Here is a 21,008-nt window from a genome sequence, read left to right as displayed (position 1 = left end):
GGAAGCAGGCCGTGCATCTTTACGTTCACAAAAAACAGTTCATTTGAAAGTATTAATCAGGAATATCAAACAACTCCTGCAGGTCAGGGACAATCCTGTTCGGAAAGTATCGGGAAAGGAAATGAAAACCCTGCCTGTCCTGGAAAACGCCTTTCTTTTTATTGACGGCGACCATATAGCGGATTACGGAAAAATGGAAGACCTTCCGAATCATGAATCGGACGAAATTATAGACGCTTCGGGCAGGGTGGTTATGCCGGCGTGGTGTGACAGCCATACCCATATCGTATATGCGGGAAACCGGGAACAGGAATTCGTAGACCGGATAAACGGGCTCACCTATGAAGAGATCGCCAACCGCGGCGGCGGTATCCTGAATTCGGCAAAAAAACTGCAGGACACCCCGGAAGAAGAACTCTACAAACAATCTGCAAAACGCCTGGAAGAAGTCATGACCCTGGGCACAGGGGCTATAGAAATAAAAAGCGGATACGGGCTTACCCCGGACGCCGAACTGAAAATGCTGCGTGTGGCAAAAAAGCTGAAGGCGAACTACGGTATCCCCGTAAAGGCTACCTTTTTGGGAGCCCATGCCATTCCCGCAACATACAGGAACGACCGGAAAGGATACATAGACCTTATCATCAACGAAATGATCCCTGCTGTTGCCCGGGAAGGCCTGGCCGAATATGTAGATGCATTTTGTGAAAAAGGGTATTTTACCACCGAAGAAACCGAACGTGTCCTGGAAGCCGGAAAAGCCTTCGGACTCATCCCCAAAATACATGTCAACCAGTTCCATGCGATAGGAGGCGTACAGGTAGGTGTAAAACACAACGCCCTTTCCGTAGACCATCTTGAAGTGATGCGTGAAGAAGATATCAAGGTGCTGAAGGGAACAGAAACGATGCCCGTGGCACTCCCCTCCTGCTCCTACTTTCTGAGTATCCCCTACACACCCGCACGGCAGATCATTGATGCCGGCCTGCCCCTGGCACTCGCCACCGACTATAACCCGGGATCGACCCCCAGCGGAAACATGAACTTTGTAGTGGCCACAGCCTGTATAAAAATGAGGATGACCCCCGAGGAAGCCATCAATGCAGCTACCATCAACGGGGCTTATGCCATGGGCCTGTCAGACACCTGTGGAAGTATTTCCAGGGGTAAAAAGGCAAATCTTATTATCACCGGGGAAATACCGGGCTATGCCTACCTGCCCTATGCCTTCGGCAGCAATCATATAGAACGGGTTATCCTGAACGGGAAACTGATCTGAAAAGTTCTTCATACCTTTCTTCCGTATACAAACAGTTTTCAACCTCAGTTTAAATACATGGTGCCCCGCAATAAAAAAACCGCCATCCGGATATGACCGGAGGCGGTTTGTTATTTCAGTAAGTTTTTTTACTTATTTAAGTGTAAAGGAAGAAGACCCCAGCTCTCTCAGCTTACTGTCAAAGACTTTTACCTGGTAATCGCCTTTCTCAAAGCCATCGCCCTCCTTGTCTACATAGTCACACACATCCAGAGCGGCATTTTCGTAATAGAACGTGGATATCTTGCTGTAAGTTACGTTTACGGTAGAAGCTTCCTGTTCGGGTGTTACCTCTTCCGCTATTTCTTCCACTGCCTCTTCGGCAATACCCGTAGTATCCGAAGAAGCTACTTCACTCTTGAGCGAGTTTTTTACTTCGGAAGCACTTTTTTTCAAGGGCGGCGTATAGCTCGCTACCGCATTTTCTCCCATTATTCTTCCGTCAGGACCTGTAACCTGTACATAGAACTGCGTATCTCCTGAAGCAGCTATACGATTGGAAGCGACAGTGTAACATACTTTCAGTTTATCTGCCCGTCGGTGTCTGTTTACGGATACCAGTTTTCCGCTGTTCCGCTCTTTTACCGCTTCTACGGAAAATTTGGACAGACTCAGTGCAGAACCGGCGTCTACAACTTTGGCCAACTGTACATTTTGCGTAAGGATGGAATCTGCAAATTCCGTTCGTTCCTGCAGAGTCATCCTGGTGCTGTCCCTCTCCATAGTCAGCATCTGATTGGAGCGGCGCAGCGAATCATTTTGTGCCAGCAGGAATTCCCTTTCCTTGGTAAGTACATTTACCTGCCTTCTGTAGCGGTATAATGCAGCGATATCTGCTTTCATGCCTTCTACAGAATCGATATACTGCTCTATCCTTTCCCTGGCCTGCATGAGTTCCTGATTGGTAGAATCACTCTCTGCAATGGCCCGGTCGTAATCTGCCTTCAGGTTATTGAGATCCTCAACCACCATATTCTTCTGGTTGGTAAGCTCTACTTCCGTTTTTTTCTTATTACTGTACAGACTTGAGGTATATATCACTGTCCCGATAAGGGCCACCCCAAGCAGTGCGGCAATAACTTTTAAACCGTTATTACTTTTTGATTCGGTCATAATGATTTCTTTTTAACTGTTAACGCTCAATTTTAATTTTTGTTATACTGCCAGCGAATATATATACGATTAAATTTAACAAATAGATTTTTTATTTTCATATTTGCTTTGACATTTTAAACCACCTGCATGCAAAATTTCTTGTATACGTACACCCGCAGTGAGATAGACAGGCTCATTGCACATAGAAAGGGAGAGGTAAAATTCGGTCAGCGGATAAGGTTGCTGAACGAAGAACAGGACCTGGAAGAACAATTCAGGGAAACGAAAGCAAAATATGTCCTCTTCGGTGTCCCGGAAGATATCGGGGTCATGGGCAATCTCGGCAGAAAAGGAACGCGATATGCATGGGATGCCGCGCTGAAACAATTACTGAACACCCAGAACCACAAGGGCAACAAGGCCAAACGGGTGCTGTTGCTGGGGTATCTGGATTTCCGTAAAGAAATGGAGGAACTGGGATCACTGGACCCTTCAAAAGACACATTTACCGCAAAAGCCCGTGAACTTACGGCGAAAATAGATACCGAGGTCACCGACCTGGTACGGAAAGTAGTACAGGCAGGGAAAAAACCTATTGTTGTGGGTGGCGGCCACAATAACTGCTATGGTATCCTCAAAGGCTGTGCCCTGGCTGTCGGAAAACCGCTGAACTGTATTAATGTCGATGCCCACACCGATTTTCGAAACCTGGAAGGACGGCATAGCGGAAACGGATTTTCCTATGCGTTCCGTGAAGGTTTTTTAAAACGTTATTTTATCTTCGGACTGCATGAAAACTATACTTCCAAGTCGGTTTTTAAAAAAATGGATGAACTGAAAGACCAGGTTCGGTATACTACCTTTGAAGAATTGCTGCTCCCGGCCGAAAACGGTTTTGATTACCAGACGGAACAAGCCTTTGGTTTTATAAAACAGGACAAGTACGGAATAGAGATAGACTGCGATGCCATACAGCATGTTCCCAGCAGTGCCATGAGTCCTTCGGGTTTTAGTGCGACACAGGTACGTCGGCTTATCCATCACTGGAAAAACCACAAAAATGTGCAGTACCTCCATATTTGTGAAGCCGCTCCCGATCCGGAAAATGACAGCCAATGCCGGGCTATAGGCAAGCTCATTTCTTATTTTATCACCGACTTTATACGTAAGTAGAAAGCATCCGGGCTTTTACGGACGGGATAAAATCTTTTTGTAAATTTATAATTCATTAATTTACAACCCATCATTATGAAAAAACCGATCACTGCTTTAAGTTTTGTTTTGCTGACCTGCCTGTCGGTCTTTTTAGGATACTCACAGGTAACCCCCGATACCGAGATTTCCGGCGAAGGAAACAACATTGTCATTCACCCCGTACATCACGGGACCCTGGCCATGGAGTGGAAAAATATATCCATCTACGTGGACCCTTACGGCGGGGCCGGGAGGTTTTCAAAACTAAAAACCCCAGATATCATTTTTATTACCGATATCCACGGCGACCATCTGGACCCTGATACCCTCTCGGAACTGGATACGGATAACGCCACCTTTGTGGTCCCCGGAGCGGTTGCCGATCAACTTCCGGAAAGTTATAAAAACAAAATGATCGTTCTTAAAAACGGGGATGAAAAAACCATATCCGGAATACCGGTCAGGGCAATCCCCATGTATAACCTCCCCGAAAGTGAAGATGCCAAACACGTTAAAGGAAGGGGAAACGGTTATATCATTACGCTGGATGACAAGAATATCTATATCAGCGGTGACACCGAAGACATTCCTGAAATGCGTGCTCTTGAAGCGATTGACATTGCTTTTATATGCATGAACCTGCCCTATACCATGTCGGTAGAACAGGCTGCCGATGCTGTCCTGGAATTTAAACCGAAAGTCGTATATCCCTATCACTACCGTGGCAGACCGGACATAAGTGACACAAAACAATTTAAAAAACTGGTCAATGCCGGGGACCGCTCTATCGAAGTACGGCTGAGAGACTGGTATAACTAAACCGCACCGGACTGCAGGTCCGGAGGTTTCCGGCAGACTGAAAGTTTGTTTGTTTAGCCACGGATACACGAGTAATTACATATCTGTGTATTCGTGGCTAAAATTTACAGCAACCAAAGTAACTGTAATGAAATTGCAGAGGGTTAACCTTTAAAACTGACAGTAATAAACGGGACATAACCCATAAAAAAAATCCACCGTGGTGGATTTTTTGTTGGCTTTATTTGCTGAGATACATTTTTCTGCGGGTATAAAGCTCATAGAACTGGTCGTCCTTCAGGCTTTCTATAAACAGGATGCCTTCTCCGGTACTCTTCATCTCCGGCCCCAGATTTTTATTCACATTAGGGAACTTGTTAAAGGAGAACACCGGTTGTTTTATGGCATACCCGTTCAGTTTGGGTTTGAATTCGAAATCGGCTATTTTCTTCTCGCCAAGCATCACCTTGGTGGCATAGTTCACATACGGTTCACCATAGGCTTTGGCAATAAACGGTACAGTCCTGGAAGCTCTCGGGTTGGCCTCTATGATGTACACAACATCGTCTTTTATGGCAAACTGGATATTGATAAGCCCCACGGTATTGAGTGCCAGAGCGATCTTATGGGTATGGTCCTTGATCTGCTGCAATACGAACTCTCCCAGGTTAAACGGCGGCAGTGTGGCATTCGAGTCCCCGGAGTGAATCCCACAGGGCTCTATATGCTCCATAATACCGATGATATAAACGTTTTCCCCGTCACATATTGCATCGGCTTCGGCTTCGATGGCACCGTCGAGATAGTGGTCCAGCAATAATTTATTGTTCGGTATTTTGCGAAGCAGGTCTACAACATGCTCTTCCAGTTCTTCCTTGTTTATAACGATCTTCATCCCCTGTCCGCCAAGCACATAAGACGGGCGTACCAGGATCGGGAAATTCAGATGGTCGGACAGTTTCAGGGCCTCTTCAGCCGTTTCTGCCACACCGAACTCCGGGTAAGGAATATCGTTGGCCTTGAGCAGTGTGGAGAAACTTCCGCGATCTTCTGCAAGGTCAAGGGATTCAAAGCTGGTTCCTATGATATTTATTCCGTATTTATCCAGCTTCTCTGCCAGCTTGAGCGCTGTCTGCCCCCCCAACTGTACGATAACCCCTTCGGGTTTTTCATGACGGATAATGTCGTAAATATGTTCCCAGAATACGGGTTCGAAATAGAGTTTGTCTGCCGTATCGAAGTCCGTAGATACCGTTTCGGGGTTACAGTTTATCATTATGGTTTCGTAACCGCATTCAGCAGCGGCGAGTACGCCGTGTACACAGCAGTAATCGAACTCGATCCCCTGCCCGATTCGGTTGGGCCCCGAACCGAGTACTACGATTTTCTTTTTATCGTTTACCTTGCTCTCGTTATCAAGGTAGCGTTGTCCGTCGGCAGTCTCTATTTCGTCTTCAAAAGTGGAATAATAATACGGGGTTTGCGCCTTAAATTCGGCTGCACAGGTATCCACCAGTTTATAGATACGCTTCACGCCCAGTTCTTCCCGTTTTTTATAGACCTCACTTTCCCAGCAATCGAGCATATGTGCTATTTGCCGGTCTGCAAAGCCTTTTTGTTTAGCTTCCAGGAGGAGGTCCTTGGGAAGCGATTCTATGGAATATGACGAAATTTCCTTTTCCAGGAAATGGAGTTCCTCATACTGTTTCAGGAACCACATATCTATTTTGGTAATGTCATAGATCCTGCTGAGCGGTATACCCATCTGTATGGCATCGTAAATAACGAATACGCGGTCCCAGCTCGGGTTGGTAAGTTTTTCAATGATCTTGTCGTAATCCTTGTATCCCTTGCCATCGGCCCCCAGTCCATTCCGTTTGATCTCCAGGGACTGTGTGGCTTTGTGCAGGGCTTCCTGGAAGGAGCGCCCGATCCCCATCACTTCTCCTACCGATTTCATCTGGAGTCCCAGTGTCCTGTCAGAACCTTCAAACTTGTCGAAGTTCCATCGCGGTATTTTCACGATCACATAATCGAGGGTAGGCTCAAACAGGGCTGAAGTGGACCCGGTAATCTGGTTGTCCAGTTCGTCCAGCGTATATCCGAGGGCCAGTTTCGAAGCTATTTTTGCAATCGGGTACCCGGTGGCCTTGGATGCCAGCGCCGAGGAACGGGATACCCTGGGGTTGATCTCTATGGCAATGATATCTTCCTTTTCATCGGGGCTCACGGCAAACTGTACATTACACCCCCCGGCAAAGTCACCGATGCTTCGCATCATTTTTATGGCCATGTCGCGCATCCGCTGGAAAGCGGTGTCAGATAATGTCATGGCAGGTGCCACGGTAATGGAATCCCCGGTATGAACGCCCATCGGGTCCATATTTTCTATGGTACATATAATAACTACGTTATCGTTCTTGTCCCGCAGAAGCTCCAGTTCGTACTCCTTCCATCCGAGAAGGGCCTTATCGATGAGCACCTCGTGAATGGGCGACGCTTCGAGCCCCCTGGTGAGCAGGGTATCAAAATCTTCCTTTTTGTGGACAAAAGATGCCCCGGTCCCTCCCAGGGTAAACGAAGGCCGGATCACCAGCGGAAAACCGAATTCCTGGGCAACCTCTTTTCCTTTAAGATAGGAAGTCGCTGTTTTGGACGGTGCTACGGGAATACCGATCTTCTGAAGCAACACCCTGAATTTTTCCCGGTCTTCCGTAATGTTTATGGCATCGATGTCAACACCTATAATTTCTACGCCAAAATCCTTCCATATCCCTTTTTCATCGGCTTCTATACACAGGTTCAATGCAGTTTGCCCGCCCATCGTGGGAAGTACCGCATCAATATTGGGATGGGCCTTCAGTATTTCTATGATGGATTTTGTAGTAAGCGGTTTCAGGTATACGTGATCTGCCATGGATGGGTCTGTCATAATGGTGGCAGGATTACTGTTTATCAGAATAGTTTCCACACCATCTTCCCGCAGGGAACGCAATGACTGCGAACCAGAATAGTCAAACTCACACGCCTGCCCTATGATAATAGGCCCCGAACCGATAATCAGGATACATTTTAGATCTTTTCTTTTTGGCATTTCTTTGGTATTGTGTTATTTAAACGAATTATGTACAGATCGGATATAAAAAAAGGTGTCACTCTTAAAAGTAACACCCTTTATATGAATAGAATTTCAATAGCATTATTTCTTATGCCTTGGTTCGGAAGATACGGTTAATTTCTTTCTTCCTTTCGCCCTTCTTCGGGCAAGCACTTTTCTGCCGTCGGTAGTTGCCATTCGCTCTCTAAAACCGTGCTTGTTCCTTCTTTTTCTCCTTGAGGGTTGAAATGTTCTTTTCATTGTCTAATATCTTAAATCTTCTTAAAAAAATACCTAATTCAATGTGCACGAGATTCCTTCACAAAAGTGCGGCGCAAATATACGAAGAGTTTTCATTTTGACAAATCATTTAAAAATATTTTTAAACTTCCCGCTTTCCGGTATCTCCCCGTCCTGAGTCGTTCTGTTGTCGGGCATTATACGCAAGGGACTATGCCATACTACACACTTTTCTTTCTAACTGATAGGATTCCCGGAAATTTGCAGTAATGTCATCTGTGCTCCGTGACTTTTTTTTAACTTTGCAGCCTTGTTCGCCTAAGTGCATTCTTAAAAAAACACAACATGTTCAATAAAAACCTAAAATTAATCATCGCTGCGCTTATTATTGGCTATGCAGTTTATCAATTTACAGAAGGGAACATAGGAAACGGTATATTCCTCATTTTGCTGGCCCTGGTGTTCATCTTCCTTTATTTCAGGAATGAAATGATACTCCTCGCTTTCCTGCGTATGCGAAAACAGGATTTTGAAGGTACGGCAAAATGGCTGAACAAGATCAAAAACCCGGAAGCGGCACTTATCCGGAAACAACAGGGGTATTACAATTACCTTCACGGGATTATGGCCTCACAAACCAACCTTACCCATGCCGAAAAATATTTTAAAAAGGCCCTGAAACTCGGACTTTCGATGAACTATGACGTGGCCATGGCCAAACTGAGCCTTGCGGGTATAGCCATGCAAAAACGCAGAAAACGGGAAGCTACCCTGTTACTTAACGAAGCCAAAAAACTGGACAAGCAGAATATGCTTGCCGAGCAGATAAAAATGATGCAGCAACAGATGAAAAGGATTTAGTTGCCGGAAGTCCGGAGTCAGGAGCAGCAAAATACTTCTGACTCCGGCCCTTCGCTTTGTACTTCTACCTTCCTACATTATAATATCCCTTTTTCGGTATCTTTATAAAATATTCCTTTCTCGACTTATTGTTCAGTCTGGTCTCCCTCAGCCAGGGATTATGGATTTTCAATATCTTGTAGTTAATACCGTTTTCCCTGGCAAAATCGGCCAGGTCATCGATCTCGTAATCCACTTTTATTTTCCTGGTGGGTACCATGGTGTACATGTGTTTCTCCTCAATATTAAAACCGTATTTATACGGATCGGACAGTATAGCTTTCACGGCCAGTATCCTGAAAATATACCTTCCGGTTTCTTCACCCAGTAAAATATCGTAGTAATCCAGTTCCTTCTGACGTTCCTGTTGCCTGGCCATTCCGGCCTGGCCGGCATTATAAGCAGCGGCGGCCATTGTCCAGTTCCCGAAACGTTCCTTAGCTTTTTTCAGGTATTCACAGGCTACTTCGGTCGACTTTTCCAAATGATAGCGTTCATCTACATTATCATTGACCTCCAGTCCGTATTCCCTGCCCGTGGACCTCATGATCTGCCAGAAACCGGTTGCCCGGGCCGGGGACACCACATTCTGCAATCCGCTTTCAATTACGGCCAGGTATTTAAAGTCATCCGGCACACCGTGTTTGGCAAGGATGGGCTCTATCACCGGAAAATATTTATGGGCCCGTTTTATCAGCAACAGGCCATTGGACTGCCAGTAGGTATTTACCAGTATCTCCCGGTCCAGGCGCTCCCGTATATCCGGCTCGTCCGCCGGGACAGGTTCGCCTGCAAAACTCATCTCTTCCACGAAGTCAATGGCGTATACGTTATAATCATCGACAGCCTTGTCTTTAATTTCCGGATCATTTCCGGTGTCTCCCGAATCTTTTCCTTCACTCTGAACCGAATTGAGGAAAAACCCTGCCAGTGCAACAATCCCCACGGCCATCAGGCCCTTTTTCAACCATTCCATAACTCTCATCTTTGTCTCGATTACTCTTTAACGTTAATTTTCCTGAAATCATACTCTCATCCCCCGTGTACGGAGGAAATATGTTGTAAAGGTAAAAAAATCCGTATTACAAAATATAAGATCGCCCCAGCTTTTAATTCGCGATAAGTGAAGGAAGGTGTTCGTTAAACCACTTGTAGCGGTTGATAATCATAATATGTGTACCCCGCTTTATACGGATGCAATCCTTTATCCTGGCTATCGGAAAAACGGGATCTCTTTCACCGTGGATGTGAACAATCCCGGGCAGGATTTCTTCCCGGTCCCACCGCACTATGGCGTCAATGGCCCAGTCTATGTATTTCTTATCCTTCACAGCCAGGTAGCGTTCGTACATTTCCAGCCTTTTGCTCACGGCCTCGCCAAATGCATACCTGGCCAAAAGTTCCACGTTGTTCACCAGGCCCGTAGGAAGTAATCTATGTATCCCGGTATACCTGGCAAACAACATTTTTGCGGGCAATTCATCCCTGCATTTAACACTTGAAACAATGATCACCTTTTTCGCTTTTACATACTTCGCCATTTCCTGCACCAGCATCCCGCCAAAGGATACGCCTATAAGTACAGGACTATCGTGCGTGATTCTTTTGCACATTCGCCCGGCATATGCCTTCAGGGATTCGTTCTTATGCGGAGGCATCCATTCCAGGAAACAGGTTTCATAACGGTCTTCAGGCAGACGGATATGTTCAAAAATAAGCGGACTCGCGGCCATGCCGGGCATGAAATAGACAGGGATTTTGGGACTATTCATCAATTTGTTATGTGATTGTATAATAGACTCTTAGTATTTTTTTGTATCTTTGTACCCGCAAATCGCACCATGCTATGGTTTCCTGCTGTCATTAATACGGCTTTTCAGGAAACAATACTCAAAACCTATTTGTACGGCATTCTCTACAAATTTAGGTTTTACCTGTGAAAAAGAAACATTTCTCCTGCAATTCTTACACAAGGAAAAGGTTTAAAATGAAAAACAAGTGGTGTATATCATGTGTACAATCCAATCCGGGCCTTGTCTTATGGCCGTATCACGTGCCGTGCCGGGCTTTCATACACCAAATATGACGTAATTCCTGTAAACTTAAAACAAAAATCGATGAATGAAGTAGCTGTTAAAGACAATGATTTTTTGCGCCAGTTTGAACTGCGAGTAAGTGGCAAACTGGCCAAAATTGAGTACTCCTCCCAGGAGAAAAAGATCTTCCTGACCAAACTGGTCTTTCCCGAAGATCTCGACGATGGATTTAGGGACGATTTTATCGAATCCGTACTACAGATCGTAGAAAAGCGAAACCTGCGTGTAGTGCCCACCAGTCCGGAAATTGCACGGTTTTTACGAAAACACAAAGAATATAAAGACTTGCTGCCCGTAGGTATCCGTATCTGAAAAACAGGAGTTCTTCCCGAAACCCGAAATTTCCGGGGAATTCGGTGACACAAAACACCCGGAAGGTATTTCGAAAACCGGAAGGTTCCGGTGTTTTATTTTGTTTTTGCAACTATTCCGGAGAACCTCCAGAATAATGTCATCACGGGATACCTTTATTTTCGCTCAAATAGCTTAATGGTGTAATCGAGTAGCTCCGTTCCTCCGGCTTCACCGTGCCCCGGTATTACCATTCTGACCTCCGGGTGTCTTGATTTCAGTTTTCTGACCGTTTCCGGCCATGCTTTAGTATTGGCATCTTCCAGATTACCTTTTCCTGCCCCGGAAGCCTTGACCAGACATCCCCCGAACACTATTTCGTCTCCCGGAAAATAACCGACAATATTATCACGTGTATGTCCTTCTCCAAGATATTCCAGGAAAACCTCCCTGTCCCCTACCTTTATTTTTTCTGACACGTCAAATCCCTGCTGCGGGACAGCAGTACCATTGGACCGCGCCAGTGCTATAGTGGCATTACTGGCGTAAGACGGTATTTTACGTTTGTGAAATGCATCCAGCCCGCCCAGGCAATCAGTGTGAAAATGTGTGGGGATCACAGCCTTGAGGCTGCATTTCAGCGAATCTTCCGTCCACCGGATAAGTTCTTCGGAAACATCAACAAGCCCGGGAGTATCAAAGATCACGGCTTCTCCCCTGTCAAAAAATACAGCTCCGTTACAGGATACCCTTCCGAAACCTTCGACATTCATAAATGAAGTATGCAGATAGGCATTGTCTGAAATTTTCCGGATGATAAGATTTTCCGATTTATAGTTGCCGACGGCTTTTTTTCCGGGCTTCCCGCAGCCACATCCCAGAAGTACGAGAGCCACGGTACAAAGCAAGTAATACTTCATAATCAAATTATTGTTTCGGGATTATCAGGGCATTCACATATTTATGAAGCATACACCGCTTCTTCCACAAAATCAAAGCGCACCATGCCGTCTTCATCAATGTCTTTCAGGACAATCCTGTGCAGAGTATTCACCAGTTCCGGGTTCCAGGGTGCTTTCACTTTTACATAATTTTCGGTAAACCCGTGTATATAGCCCGCCTTGTTCTCTCCTTCAAACAATACGGTACGGGTGGTTCCCAACTGGCTTTCGTAGAAAGCACGACGCTTCTTTGCCGAAAGTACGCGAAGCATCTTACTCCTTTTGGCCCGTACTTTTCTGGGCACTACACCGTCCATTTCCGCAGCCGGGGTATTGGCCCGTTCGGAATAGGTAAACACGTGGAGGTAAGATATATCCAGTTCATTGAGAAAATGATAGGTCTCCAGGAAATATTCATCCGTTTCACCGGGAAACCCGACAATTACATCCACCCCGATGCACGCATGCGGCATCACCTCTTTTATTTTACGTACCCGGTCCACGTAAAGTTCACGCAGGTACCTGCGGCGCATCCGTTTCAGGATATCATTACTTCCCGATTGCAGCGGAACGTGAAAATGAGGCACGAAAGTCCGGCTTCCCGCTACAAATTCTATGGTTTCGTTTTTCAACAAATTGGGCTCTATGGAAGAAATACGGAGGCGTTCTATACCTTCCACCTCGTCCAGGGCCTTTACCAAGTCCAGAAAGGTGTGTTCGTGTTTTTTGTTCCCGAATTCACCTTTGCCGTAATCGCCGATATTAACACCGGTAAGTACGATTTCCTTTATGTTTTGTTCTGATATTTCCTTTGCGTTTTTCAGTACATTTTCCAGGACATCACTACGCGATATTCCACGAGCCAGCGGAATGGTACAATAGGTACATTTATAATCACAGCCATCCTGTACTTTGAGAAATGCCCGCGTTCTGTCGCCAATAGAATAGCTTCCCACATAAAAATCGGCCTCCTCGATCTCGCAGGAGTGCACTTCCCCGAAATCGTTTTTAGAAAGGTCATTAATATAATCCGTGATCTTGAATTTTTCGGTAGCGCCCAATACAAGATCTACCCCGTCCACGGCGGCCAGTTCTTCCGGTTTGAGCTGGGCATAACACCCAACGGCCGCAACAAAGGCATTTTCATTCTTCTTCAGTGCCTTTTTCACCACATGTTTGAACTGCCGGTCCGCATTTTCTGTTACCGAACAGGTATTTACGACATAAATATCCGCAATATCCTCGAAACCCACACGGTCAAAGCCCTTGTCCTGAAAACCCCGGGCAATGGTAGATGTCTCCGAAAAGTTCAGTTTGCACCCCAGTGTATAAAAAGCCACCTTTTTCCTGTGTTCCATTTGCAAGCCTTGTTATAAAATTCAAAATCCCTTCAAAGACTTAGGGACGAGCTATTTATATAGCTTCAGGGAATGCAAAGGTACTCAAAGTATTTGGAACCGAATTAAAAAAAATGTGTAGTTTCGTAAACTGCAATTAAAACCTGTTTCTCATGCTGCAAAAAATCACCCTGTTATTCCTTTTTACATTCCTCTCCTATAACCTGAACGCACAGACAAGTGCCCTTTCGGTCGAAAAAATCATGCAGGATACCCGCTGGATGGGAACTTTCCCGTCAGACGTACAGTGGGGCGAACACGGGGAAACCATCTATTTCAAATACAACAGAGACAACGATCCTTCGGATTCCCTTTATCGTATCCGGATAAAAAATCCGAAAACCATAGTAAAAATGTCTCCCCGCGAAAAAATGGCCCTGATCCCCGAACGCGAAGGGGATTACAACAAGGCAAAGACAAAAAAACTCTATACCAAAGCGAACAAACTCTACCTCTACGACCTGAAAAAAAGGGAGAAAACAATTTTGTTGCAACTGGGAAATACTATCACTTCTCCCCGGTTTCTCGCCGATGAAAGCAGGATTGCCCTTGAAATGGAAAATAATCTCTTTGTGTATTCCCTGACCGACGGAACATTGGAACAAGTGACGCATATAAAAAGCGGGGAACCCGATTCAGATAAGGAAAAAGAACGTTCTGAAAAGAACAAATGGTTGCAGGAGAATAACCTGGAACTGCTTAGTGTGGTCCGGGAAAGGGAAGAAAAGAAAAAACAGGCCGAAACCTACCGGGAAATGGTATCTGAAGAAGATCCCTTTATATTCTACTCCGGAGATAAGAACGTATACGACCAGCAGCTTTCCCCGGATGAGAAATACGCCACTTTCAGTCTGGTAACCCGGAACAAGGCCAAAAAGACCATCGTCCCCGACTATATTGACGCTTCAGGCTATACCAGCGACCTGAATACCAGGGCCAAGGTAGGTGAACGGACCGCCGTGGTTGAACTCGGTATATACAACCTGGAAAAAGACACCGTATACATTGTAAATACAGGAACATTGCCCGGAATAACCGATCTCCCGGATTACGTAAAGGATTATCCCGACAGGGAATGGAAAGCGGAAGAACGACAGGTTATGGTTACCGATGTATACTTTTCGGACAACGGAGAACACGCTGTGGTCAACATACGTTCCAAAGACAACAAAGACCGCTGGATAGCCCTGCTCAATCCGGAAGACGGCAGTTTAAAAACCCTGGACCGCCAACGGGACGAAGCCTGGATCGCGGGCCCCGGCATCGGCTGGACCATGGGAGGGGGCACCCTGGGCTGGCTGCCCGATAACAAACACATTTATTTCCAATCGGAAGAAACGGGCTATTCGCACCTGTATCTGCTGGACGTGACTACCGGAAAGAAAAAAGCGCTTACTTCCGGGGAGTTTGAAGTATTTAACCCCGTACTTTCCAAGGACAGGAAAAGCTGGTATCTTACCACTTCCGAGGTACACCCGGGAGAACGTCATTTTTACAGAATGCCCGTATACGGCGGGAAAATGACGAAGCTCACCTCTATGACCGGCAACAACCAGGTAACGCTCTCACCCGACGAAAAATACCTGGCCATACGGCATTCCTACAGCAACAAACCATGGGAACTCTATCTGAAAAAGAACACCCCCAATACCGAAGCGGTACAGCTCACTTCCGGACAATCCGAAGCTTTCAGCGCCTATTCCTGGCGCGATCCGAAGTTGATCTCTTTTACGGCGTCTGATGGTACGGAAATCCCTGCCCGTTTATATGTCCCGGAAGCGGGTGTAAAAAACAATGCTGCTGTTATTTTTGTTCACGGTGCGGGGTACCTGCAGAATGTTCATAAATGGTGGTCGTCTTACTTCAGGGAATACATGTTCCACAACCTGCTGACCGACCTGGGCTACACCGTACTGGATATCGATTACCGTGGCAGTGCGGGATACGGCAGGGACTGGCGTACGGCCATTTACCGGCACATGGGCGGAAAAGACCTTTCTGACCAGGTGGACGGGGCCAGATATCTTGTAGCCGAACACGGTATTGACAAAGATAAAATCGGGATTTACGGCGGAAGTTACGGCGGGTTCATCACTCTCATGGCCATGTTCAACGAAAGCGACACTTTCACTTCCGGGGCCGCACTCCGCTCGGTAACAGACTGGGCGCATTACAATCACGGTTATACGTCCAATATCCTGAACGAACCTGCAAAAGACCCCAAGGCCTATCGCCGTTCGTCCCCCATTTATTTTGCGGAAGGTTTAAAAGGCAACCTGCTAATAGCACACGGCATGGTAGATGTAAACGTACATTTTCAGGATGTGGTCCGATTGTCGCAACGCCTCATCGAACTGGGAAAAGACAACTGGGAAATGGCCGTTTACCCCGCCGAAGACCACGGTTTTGTTGAACCCAGTAGCTGGACGGATGAATACAAACGGATTTTAAAGCTGTTCAACGATACCCTCCCGGAATAAGTACTCCGGGAAAGGTCATCCTTTTCGCCATTTTTTGGTGGCCTCAAAGACATGTTTGAGTATCCGGGCGTCGGTATCGGTAAATTCCACATTGCGTCTCGCCGATGCCCTTTTAGCCGATTCGATGGCTTTTGGCAATGCATAGACCGTAAAACCGCTTGCGCCTCCCCAGGAAAAGTCCGGGACAAAATTGCGGGGAAGGCCACTACCGTAGATGTTGGTGTTCACTCCTATCACCGTTCCCGTATTGAACATGGTATTGATACCGCATTTACTGTGATCGCCCATCATCAAGCCGCAAAACTGCAGTCCCGTTTTCCTGAAACGCTCTTCTTCATAACTCCACAACCTCACCTCATCATAGTTGTTTTTCATATTGGAGTTATTGGTATCCGCACCTATATTACACCATTCCCCCAATACGGCATTCCCCAGAAATCCTTCGTGCCCCTTATTGGAATAGGAAAACAAAACGGAATTGTTTATCTCCCCTCCTACCTTACAGTAGGGGCCGACAGTTGTGGCACCGTATATTTTAGCGCCCATTTTTACGATACTCCCCTCACACAGGGCAAAACCTCCGCGAATATGGCAACCTTCCATGATCAGGGTGTTCTTACCTATATAAATGGGTCCGTTCGAAGCATTGAGCGTGGTAAAGAAAAGTTCAGCACCTTCTTCAATAAATACGTTTTCCGGGGCAATCACCTGTACACCATCCGGTATGGGCATGCTTTCCCTGTCTTTGGTAAGCAACTCGAAATCCGATTGCAGGGCTTCTTTATTCTTTGAGAATATGTCCCAGGTATTTTCCACACGGAACGGTTCGCCGCTTATATTTTTTTTCCTGAAAGTTGAAAGGTCTGCATCGGCCCTGGCTTCCGTACTGTTAAATGCAATGATGTTGTCTTCGTGATATATCGCTTCTCCGGGTTTCAATTGTTCGACCTGTTCCGCCAACCCCGGATCAGGTATATAAGATGCATCAATAAGGATATTCTCGCCTGCACTTACCAGAGGAAATTTATCTGCCAGATAATCCTGTGTAATGACAGATGTGTTTGTTTTCAGCAGTTTTTCCCACTTTTCGCGTATGGTCAGTATACCTATCCGGATATCCGCAACAGGCCTGGTAAACGTAAAGGGCAGAAGCGCATTCCGGACGGGGCCGTCAAAAAGGATATAGTTCATAGTGTGTGAGTTTTGTGTAAAAATAAAAAAACCCCTGATTTCTCAGGGGTTTCCTTATTTTAAGTTTACAAGAATTATTTCTTGAACTTTGCGTATTTGTTCTTGAACTTGTCGATACGTCCGGCGGTATCCACCAGTTTGGATTTACCGGTATAGTAAGGGTGTGATGTTCTGGATATCTCCAGTTTTATCAAAGGGTATTCCACACCTTCAACTTCCAGGGTCTCTTTGGTTTCTGCGGTGGATTTGGTGATAAAAACCTCGTCGTTTGACATGTCTTTGAACGCCACCAATCTATAATTTTCCGGATGTATGCCTTTTTTCATCGCCGTTATATTTATTTCTTTCTCCTAAAATTCGAGGTGCAAATTTAAATATATTTACAGAATAAACAATACCATTTTAAAAAAAATCGGTCATCATAAAAATATTCCCTGCAAATATGTAACAAAACCACCTGTTTTTACTACTAAATAAGTACTTTTAACCAAACTATTTAATCATGGAAGAAAATCAACAACCTAAAACGGGAAAGTTTGCCCTCACTTACGGGCTGATATTAGGCGCCATAAGTGTTGTCCTGGGAATTATCCTATATAGTATGGATATGCATTACCAGGGAGGAATGAGTGTTTTGATAGTAAGTATAGTCATTATGCTCGGATGTATAATTTTCGGGCTTGTGCAGTTCAAAAAGGCCAACAACGGCTATATGTCTTTTGCCCAGGGCATGAAGGTAGGTGTTGGCATCTGCCTGGTAGGCGGCATCATCAGTATGTTGTACCAGCTCTTGCTGGCCAATGTCATTGATCCGGACATGGCTTCCAAACAAATAGAACTGGCACGGGCACAGATGCAGGACAAAGGCATGAACCAGGAACAGATCGACGCCCAGCTCGAAATGGCAAAGAAATTCTCTTCTCCGCTTATCCAGGCCGCTTTCGGATTAATAGGCAGCATATTTTTTGGTTTTGTCCTGTCGCTGATCCCCGTAATGGCCCTGAAGAAAAACAATCCCGAAAACAACTATTAACCTGAACCTGCAGGGAGTGATTTCACGGAATCGCTTTGTCGAAACCCGCAGTGAAACAATTTTGCGTAAATTTGGGACGTATTTTAATCGTTACCCATGAACATATCTGTAGTAATACCACTACTTAATGAACAGGAATCTTTACGGGAATTACACGATTGGATTGCACGGGTAATGCAATCCAATCGCTTTTCTTACGAGATCATTTTTATCGACGACGGCAGTACGGACGGCTCGTGGGATACCATAGAAAGCCTTGCCTCGGAGAACAAAGCGGTAAGGGGCATTCGCTTTTTCCGGAATTATGGCAAGTCACAGGCCCTACATGCCGGGTTCAGGATGGCACAGGGCGATGTAGTGATCACCATGGATGCCGACCTGCAGGACAACCCGGAAGAGATCCCCGAACTCTACGAACTCATTACCCGACAACACTACGACCTTATCTCGGGCTGGAAGAAAAAAAGATACGATGCCGTTCTCTCCAAAAACATCCCGTCCAAACTGTTCAACTGGGCAGCCCGAAAAACTTCCGGACTGAAACTCCACGATTTTAACTGCGGACTGAAAGCCTATAAAAAAGTGGTCATCAAAAACATTGACGTTTACGGGGAAATGCACCGTTATATACCCGTACTGGTCAAAAACGCTGGATTCACCCATATCGAGGAAAAAGTGGTCCGCCACCAGTCGCGCAAATACGGGAAGACCAAATTTGGTATAGAACGCTTTATTCACGGTTTCCTGGACCTTATTACCATATGGTTCCTTTCCCGCTTCGGCAAGCGTCCCATGCACCTCTTCGGTGCCCTGGGAGTCCTGATGTTCTTCATTGGTTTTCTTTCGGCCGGTTACATCGGTGCGGACAAACTTTACAAACTTTACCATCAGCAACCTACCATCCTGGTGACCCAGAATCCGTGGTTTTTTATAGCTTTGACCACCATGATCATAGGTTCCCAGTTGTTTCTTGCAGGTTTCCTGGGGGAGATCATACTCCGGACAAAAACAAAGAACGACAGGTATAAGATTTCCGGCACTTTGAACGTTGATGTTCCGGAAAGCGGGAATAAAACCCAAAAAGTGACAACAGAAACCCGGGATAACGATAACGAATAGAGCAGATTTAGCATTATCAACACAGAACAAACCGCTATAAACCAGAAAAAAATGCAAATTGAAGAGAATATTCTGAAAAAGGTAAACGAGTGGCTCAGCCCGGCCTTTGACGATGCTACCAAAGAGAACATAAAGGAAATGATGGAAGCTTCTCCCAAAGAATTAACCGAAGCTTTTTACAAAGATCTTGAATTCGGAACAGGCGGTATGCGTGGCATTATGGGTACGGGAAGTAACCGCATTAACAGATATACCCTGGGGAAAAATACCCAGGGGCTCAGCAATTACCTTAAAAAAGCCTATCCGGATGAACATCTGAAAGTGGCTATTGCGTATGATTGCCGCCATAACAGTGATACCCTTGCCAGGGTGGTCGCCGAAGTTTTTTCGGCCAACGGTATAAAAGTATTTCTCTTTTCCGCCCTGCGTCCCACACCGGAACTTTCATTTGCCGTAAAATACCTCGGCTGCCATTGCGGGATTGTACTCACCGCATCCCATAACCCTCCGGAATACAACGGCTATAAGGTCTACTGGACCGACGGGGGGCAGATCGTACCTCCGCAGGATACCGGGATCGTGGCAGAGATCAACAGTATTTCTTTTGAAGACATCCGGTTTACTCCGAAGAACGAACTGATAACGTATGTGGATAAAGATGTTGATGAAGCGTTCATCTCCGCCTCGGTGAAGAACGGTAGTTTTAATGCCCGGGGAAAAGACAATTTCAGGATTGTGTTTACCTCGCTCCACGGTACTTCCATCACAACCTTACCGGAAGTGTTGAAAAGGGCCGGATATGAAAACGTATATATTGTAGAGGAGCAAGCTACGCCCGACGGGGATTTCCCTACCGTGAAATCTCCCAACCCGGAAGAACCGGAAGCGCTGACCATAGCCATGCAAAAAGCCGAAGAAACCGGGGCCGACATGGTAATAGGTACCGACCCGGACAGCGACCGTCTCGGCATTGCCGTAAGAAACCGTGAAGGGAAACTCATGCTCCTCAACGGCAACCAGACCATGGTGCTGATGACCAAATTTTTGCTGGACCAGTGGAAAAATGACGGCAGGATCACCGGAAAGGAGTTTATTGGGTCTACGATAGTTTCTACCCCCATGATGCACAAACTTGCCGAAGCTTACGGTGTGGAATGCAAAGCCGGACTCACCGGGTTCAAATGGATCGCCAAGATGATAAAAGATCATCCGGAACAACCGTTTATCGGTGGCGGGGAAGAAAGTTTCGGCTTCATGGTAGGCGATTTTGTACGGGATAAGGATGCCGTTACCGCTTCCCTGCTGGCCTGTGAAATTGCTTCGGAAGCCAAGGCAGAAGGCAGTACCCTGTATGAAAAACTCTTACAGATGTATGTCGATTTCGGTTTTTACAAGGAACACCTTGTTTCATTGGTAAAAAAAGGAATGGAAGGTGCCGAAGAGATCAGACAGATAATGACTGACCTCAGGAACAAACCCCTGGAAACAATCAATAAGTCCAGGGTAACCCGTATAGAGGATTACCAGAGCTCGGTAGCCCGAAACATGATAACGGGAGAAGAGGAACCCATAGCCATCCCGAAATCCAATGTATTGATCTATTACACGGAAGACGGAAGTAAAATAGCAGCAAGGCCCAGCGGGACAGAGCCCAAAATCAAATTCTATGTAAGTGTCAATACAAACCTGCCATCGGCAGACCGGTTTGAAAAAACGGAACGGGAATTGCAGCAGCGAATCGAAAACATTATCCTGGAACTGGGGATCGGTGCCTGACCGTTTTCCGGTTACCCGGCTGTTTCCCGGTAAATATTCTAC

At 46.0% G+C, this 21,008-nt stretch carries 18 protein-coding genes; 9 read left to right on the top strand and 9 right to left on the bottom strand.

Annotated elements, in window-relative coordinates:
- Nucleotides 1-43 precede the first annotated feature (43 nt).
- The gene (gene hutI / locus LS482_RS18085; RefSeq protein WP_233028917.1) at nt 44-1,279 is read left to right on the top strand and encodes an imidazolonepropionase; all 1,236 of its coding nucleotides are present in this window, start codon (nt 44-46) and stop codon (nt 1,277-1,279) included.
- Between the two features lie 132 nt (nt 1,280-1,411).
- Here the strand turns inward: hutI and LS482_RS18080 are convergent, their stop codons facing one another.
- A complete protein-coding gene (locus LS482_RS18080; protein ID WP_233028916.1) occupies nt 1,412-2,431 on the bottom strand; it encodes a DUF8428 domain-containing protein in 1,020 nt (339 codons plus the stop codon).
- A 129-nt stretch (nt 2,432-2,560) separates the two neighbouring features.
- On the opposite strand from LS482_RS18080, the gene LS482_RS18075 reads away from it, so the two are divergent.
- Nucleotides 2,561-3,586 (top strand): formimidoylglutamase, encoded by a 1,026-nt coding sequence (locus tag LS482_RS18075; protein ID WP_233028915.1) that lies wholly within the window; start codon nt 2,561-2,563, stop codon nt 3,584-3,586.
- Nucleotides 3,587-3,661: 75 nt separating this feature from the next.
- Nucleotides 3,662-4,426 carry an MBL fold metallo-hydrolase gene (locus LS482_RS18070; RefSeq protein ID WP_233028914.1) on the top strand — a complete coding sequence of 255 codons (765 nt, stop codon included), beginning with the start codon at nt 3,662-3,664 and terminating at the stop codon, nt 4,424-4,426.
- 220 nt (nt 4,427-4,646) lie between these two features.
- Here LS482_RS18070 and carB read toward each other — a convergent pair whose 3' ends face one another.
- Together carB and rpmH are read right to left on the bottom strand one after the other, a co-directional pair.
- Nucleotides 4,647-7,499 carry a carbamoyl-phosphate synthase large subunit gene (carB, locus tag LS482_RS18065; protein ID WP_233028913.1) on the bottom strand — a complete coding sequence of 951 codons (2,853 nt, stop codon included), beginning with the start codon at nt 7,497-7,499 and terminating at the stop codon, nt 4,647-4,649.
- Nucleotides 7,500-7,604: 105 nt separating this feature from the next.
- Entirely contained in the window at nt 7,605-7,763 is a 159-nt protein-coding gene (gene rpmH, locus LS482_RS18060; protein WP_233028912.1) for a 50S ribosomal protein L34, read from the bottom strand.
- A gap of 324 nt (nt 7,764-8,087) precedes the next feature.
- Between rpmH and LS482_RS18055 the strand changes: the two genes are divergently transcribed.
- Nucleotides 8,088-8,603 carry a DUF2892 domain-containing protein gene (locus tag LS482_RS18055; RefSeq protein WP_233028911.1) on the top strand — a complete coding sequence of 172 codons (516 nt, stop codon included), beginning with the start codon at nt 8,088-8,090 and terminating at the stop codon, nt 8,601-8,603.
- Nucleotides 8,604-8,667: 64 nt separating this feature from the next.
- Here the strand turns inward: LS482_RS18055 and LS482_RS18050 are convergent, their stop codons facing one another.
- Entirely contained in the window at nt 8,668-9,618 is a 951-nt protein-coding gene (locus LS482_RS18050; protein WP_233028910.1) for a lytic transglycosylase domain-containing protein, read from the bottom strand.
- 133 nt (nt 9,619-9,751) lie between these two features.
- Nucleotides 9,752-10,414, bottom strand: a complete 663-nt coding sequence (locus LS482_RS18045) for an alpha/beta fold hydrolase (RefSeq protein WP_233028909.1) — start codon at nt 10,412-10,414, stop codon at nt 9,752-9,754.
- Nucleotides 10,415-10,759: 345 nt separating this feature from the next.
- Between LS482_RS18045 and LS482_RS18040 the strand changes: the two genes are divergently transcribed.
- Nucleotides 10,760-11,050, top strand: coding sequence for a GNAT family N-acetyltransferase (locus LS482_RS18040; protein ID WP_233028908.1), 291 nt, complete (start codon nt 10,760-10,762; stop codon nt 11,048-11,050).
- Nucleotides 11,051-11,205: 155 nt separating this feature from the next.
- Here LS482_RS18040 and bla read toward each other — a convergent pair whose 3' ends face one another.
- Both bla and mtaB read right to left on the bottom strand, forming a co-directional pair.
- Nucleotides 11,206-11,949, bottom strand: coding sequence for a subclass B1 metallo-beta-lactamase (bla, locus tag LS482_RS18035; protein ID WP_233028907.1), 744 nt, complete (start codon nt 11,947-11,949; stop codon nt 11,206-11,208).
- Nucleotides 11,950-11,990: 41 nt separating this feature from the next.
- Nucleotides 11,991-13,328 carry a tRNA (N(6)-L-threonylcarbamoyladenosine(37)-C(2))-methylthiotransferase MtaB gene (mtaB, locus tag LS482_RS18030; protein ID WP_233028906.1) on the bottom strand — a complete coding sequence of 446 codons (1,338 nt, stop codon included), beginning with the start codon at nt 13,326-13,328 and terminating at the stop codon, nt 11,991-11,993.
- A gap of 152 nt (nt 13,329-13,480) precedes the next feature.
- On the opposite strand from mtaB, the gene LS482_RS18025 reads away from it, so the two are divergent.
- Complete coding sequence (locus LS482_RS18025) at nt 13,481-15,847, top strand: S9 family peptidase (RefSeq protein WP_233028905.1); 2,367 nt, start codon at nt 13,481-13,483, stop codon at nt 15,845-15,847.
- Nucleotides 15,848-15,862: 15 nt separating this feature from the next.
- On the opposite strand, the gene LS482_RS18020 is transcribed toward LS482_RS18025, so the two are convergent.
- Nucleotides 15,863-17,038, bottom strand: a complete 1,176-nt coding sequence (locus LS482_RS18020) for a GlmU family protein (RefSeq protein WP_233028904.1) — start codon at nt 17,036-17,038, stop codon at nt 15,863-15,865.
- 74 nt (nt 17,039-17,112) lie between these two features.
- A complete protein-coding gene (locus LS482_RS18015; protein ID WP_233028903.1) occupies nt 17,113-17,364 on the bottom strand; it encodes a type B 50S ribosomal protein L31 in 252 nt (83 codons plus the stop codon).
- Nucleotides 17,365-17,540: 176 nt separating this feature from the next.
- On the opposite strand from LS482_RS18015, the gene LS482_RS18010 reads away from it, so the two are divergent.
- The 3 genes from LS482_RS18010 (at nt 17,541) to LS482_RS18000 (ending at nt 20,966) form a co-directional block, all read left to right on the top strand.
- Nucleotides 17,541-18,071 (top strand): DUF4199 domain-containing protein, encoded by a 531-nt coding sequence (locus LS482_RS18010; protein ID WP_233028902.1) that lies wholly within the window; start codon nt 17,541-17,543, stop codon nt 18,069-18,071.
- A 96-nt stretch (nt 18,072-18,167) separates the two neighbouring features.
- A complete protein-coding gene (locus LS482_RS18005) occupies nt 18,168-19,190 on the top strand; it encodes a glycosyltransferase family 2 protein (protein WP_233028901.1) in 1,023 nt (340 codons plus the stop codon).
- A gap of 51 nt (nt 19,191-19,241) precedes the next feature.
- Nucleotides 19,242-20,966, top strand: coding sequence for a phospho-sugar mutase (locus LS482_RS18000; protein WP_233028900.1), 1,725 nt, complete (start codon nt 19,242-19,244; stop codon nt 20,964-20,966).
- Nucleotides 20,967-21,008 lie beyond the last annotated feature (42 nt).

The sequence above is a fragment of the Sinomicrobium kalidii genome, assembly GCF_021183825.1.
Taxonomy (GTDB): domain Bacteria; phylum Bacteroidota; class Bacteroidia; order Flavobacteriales; family Flavobacteriaceae; genus Sinomicrobium; species Sinomicrobium kalidii.
Note: the sequence above shows the minus strand (reverse complement) of the source record. Positions and strands in the feature narration are given on the sequence as shown.

Bases quoted from the DNA above. Each gene is read 5' to 3' on its own strand.
- LS482_RS18080 (WP_233028916.1), bottom strand. From the start codon at position 2,431: ATGACCGAATCAAAAAGTAATAACGGTTTAAAAGTTATTGCCGCACTG.
- LS482_RS18075 (WP_233028915.1), top strand. From the start codon at position 2,561: ATGCAAAATTTCTTGTATACGTACACCCGCAGTGAGATAGACAGGCTC.
- LS482_RS18070 (WP_233028914.1), top strand. From the start codon at position 3,662: ATGAAAAAACCGATCACTGCTTTAAGTTTTGTTTTGCTGACCTGCCTG.
- carB (WP_233028913.1), bottom strand. From the start codon at position 7,499: ATGCCAAAAAGAAAAGATCTAAAATGTATCCTGATTATCGGTTCGGGG.
- rpmH (WP_233028912.1), bottom strand. From the start codon at position 7,763: ATGAAAAGAACATTTCAACCCTCAAGGAGAAAAAGAAGGAACAAGCAC.
- LS482_RS18055 (WP_233028911.1), top strand. From the start codon at position 8,088: ATGTTCAATAAAAACCTAAAATTAATCATCGCTGCGCTTATTATTGGC.
- LS482_RS18050 (WP_233028910.1), bottom strand. From the start codon at position 9,618: ATGGAATGGTTGAAAAAGGGCCTGATGGCCGTGGGGATTGTTGCACTG.
- LS482_RS18045 (WP_233028909.1), bottom strand. From the start codon at position 10,414: ATGAATAGTCCCAAAATCCCTGTCTATTTCATGCCCGGCATGGCCGCG.
- LS482_RS18040 (WP_233028908.1), top strand. From the start codon at position 10,760: ATGAATGAAGTAGCTGTTAAAGACAATGATTTTTTGCGCCAGTTTGAA.
- bla (WP_233028907.1), bottom strand. From the start codon at position 11,949: ATGAAGTATTACTTGCTTTGTACCGTGGCTCTCGTACTTCTGGGATGT.
- mtaB (WP_233028906.1), bottom strand. From the start codon at position 13,328: ATGGAACACAGGAAAAAGGTGGCTTTTTATACACTGGGGTGCAAACTG.
- LS482_RS18025 (WP_233028905.1), top strand. From the start codon at position 13,481: ATGCTGCAAAAAATCACCCTGTTATTCCTTTTTACATTCCTCTCCTAT.
- LS482_RS18020 (WP_233028904.1), bottom strand. From the start codon at position 17,038: ATGAACTATATCCTTTTTGACGGCCCCGTCCGGAATGCGCTTCTGCCC.
- LS482_RS18015 (WP_233028903.1), bottom strand. From the start codon at position 17,364: ATGAAAAAAGGCATACATCCGGAAAATTATAGATTGGTGGCGTTCAAA.
- LS482_RS18010 (WP_233028902.1), top strand. From the start codon at position 17,541: ATGGAAGAAAATCAACAACCTAAAACGGGAAAGTTTGCCCTCACTTAC.
- LS482_RS18005 (WP_233028901.1), top strand. From the start codon at position 18,168: ATGAACATATCTGTAGTAATACCACTACTTAATGAACAGGAATCTTTA.
- LS482_RS18000 (WP_233028900.1), top strand. From the start codon at position 19,242: ATGCAAATTGAAGAGAATATTCTGAAAAAGGTAAACGAGTGGCTCAGC.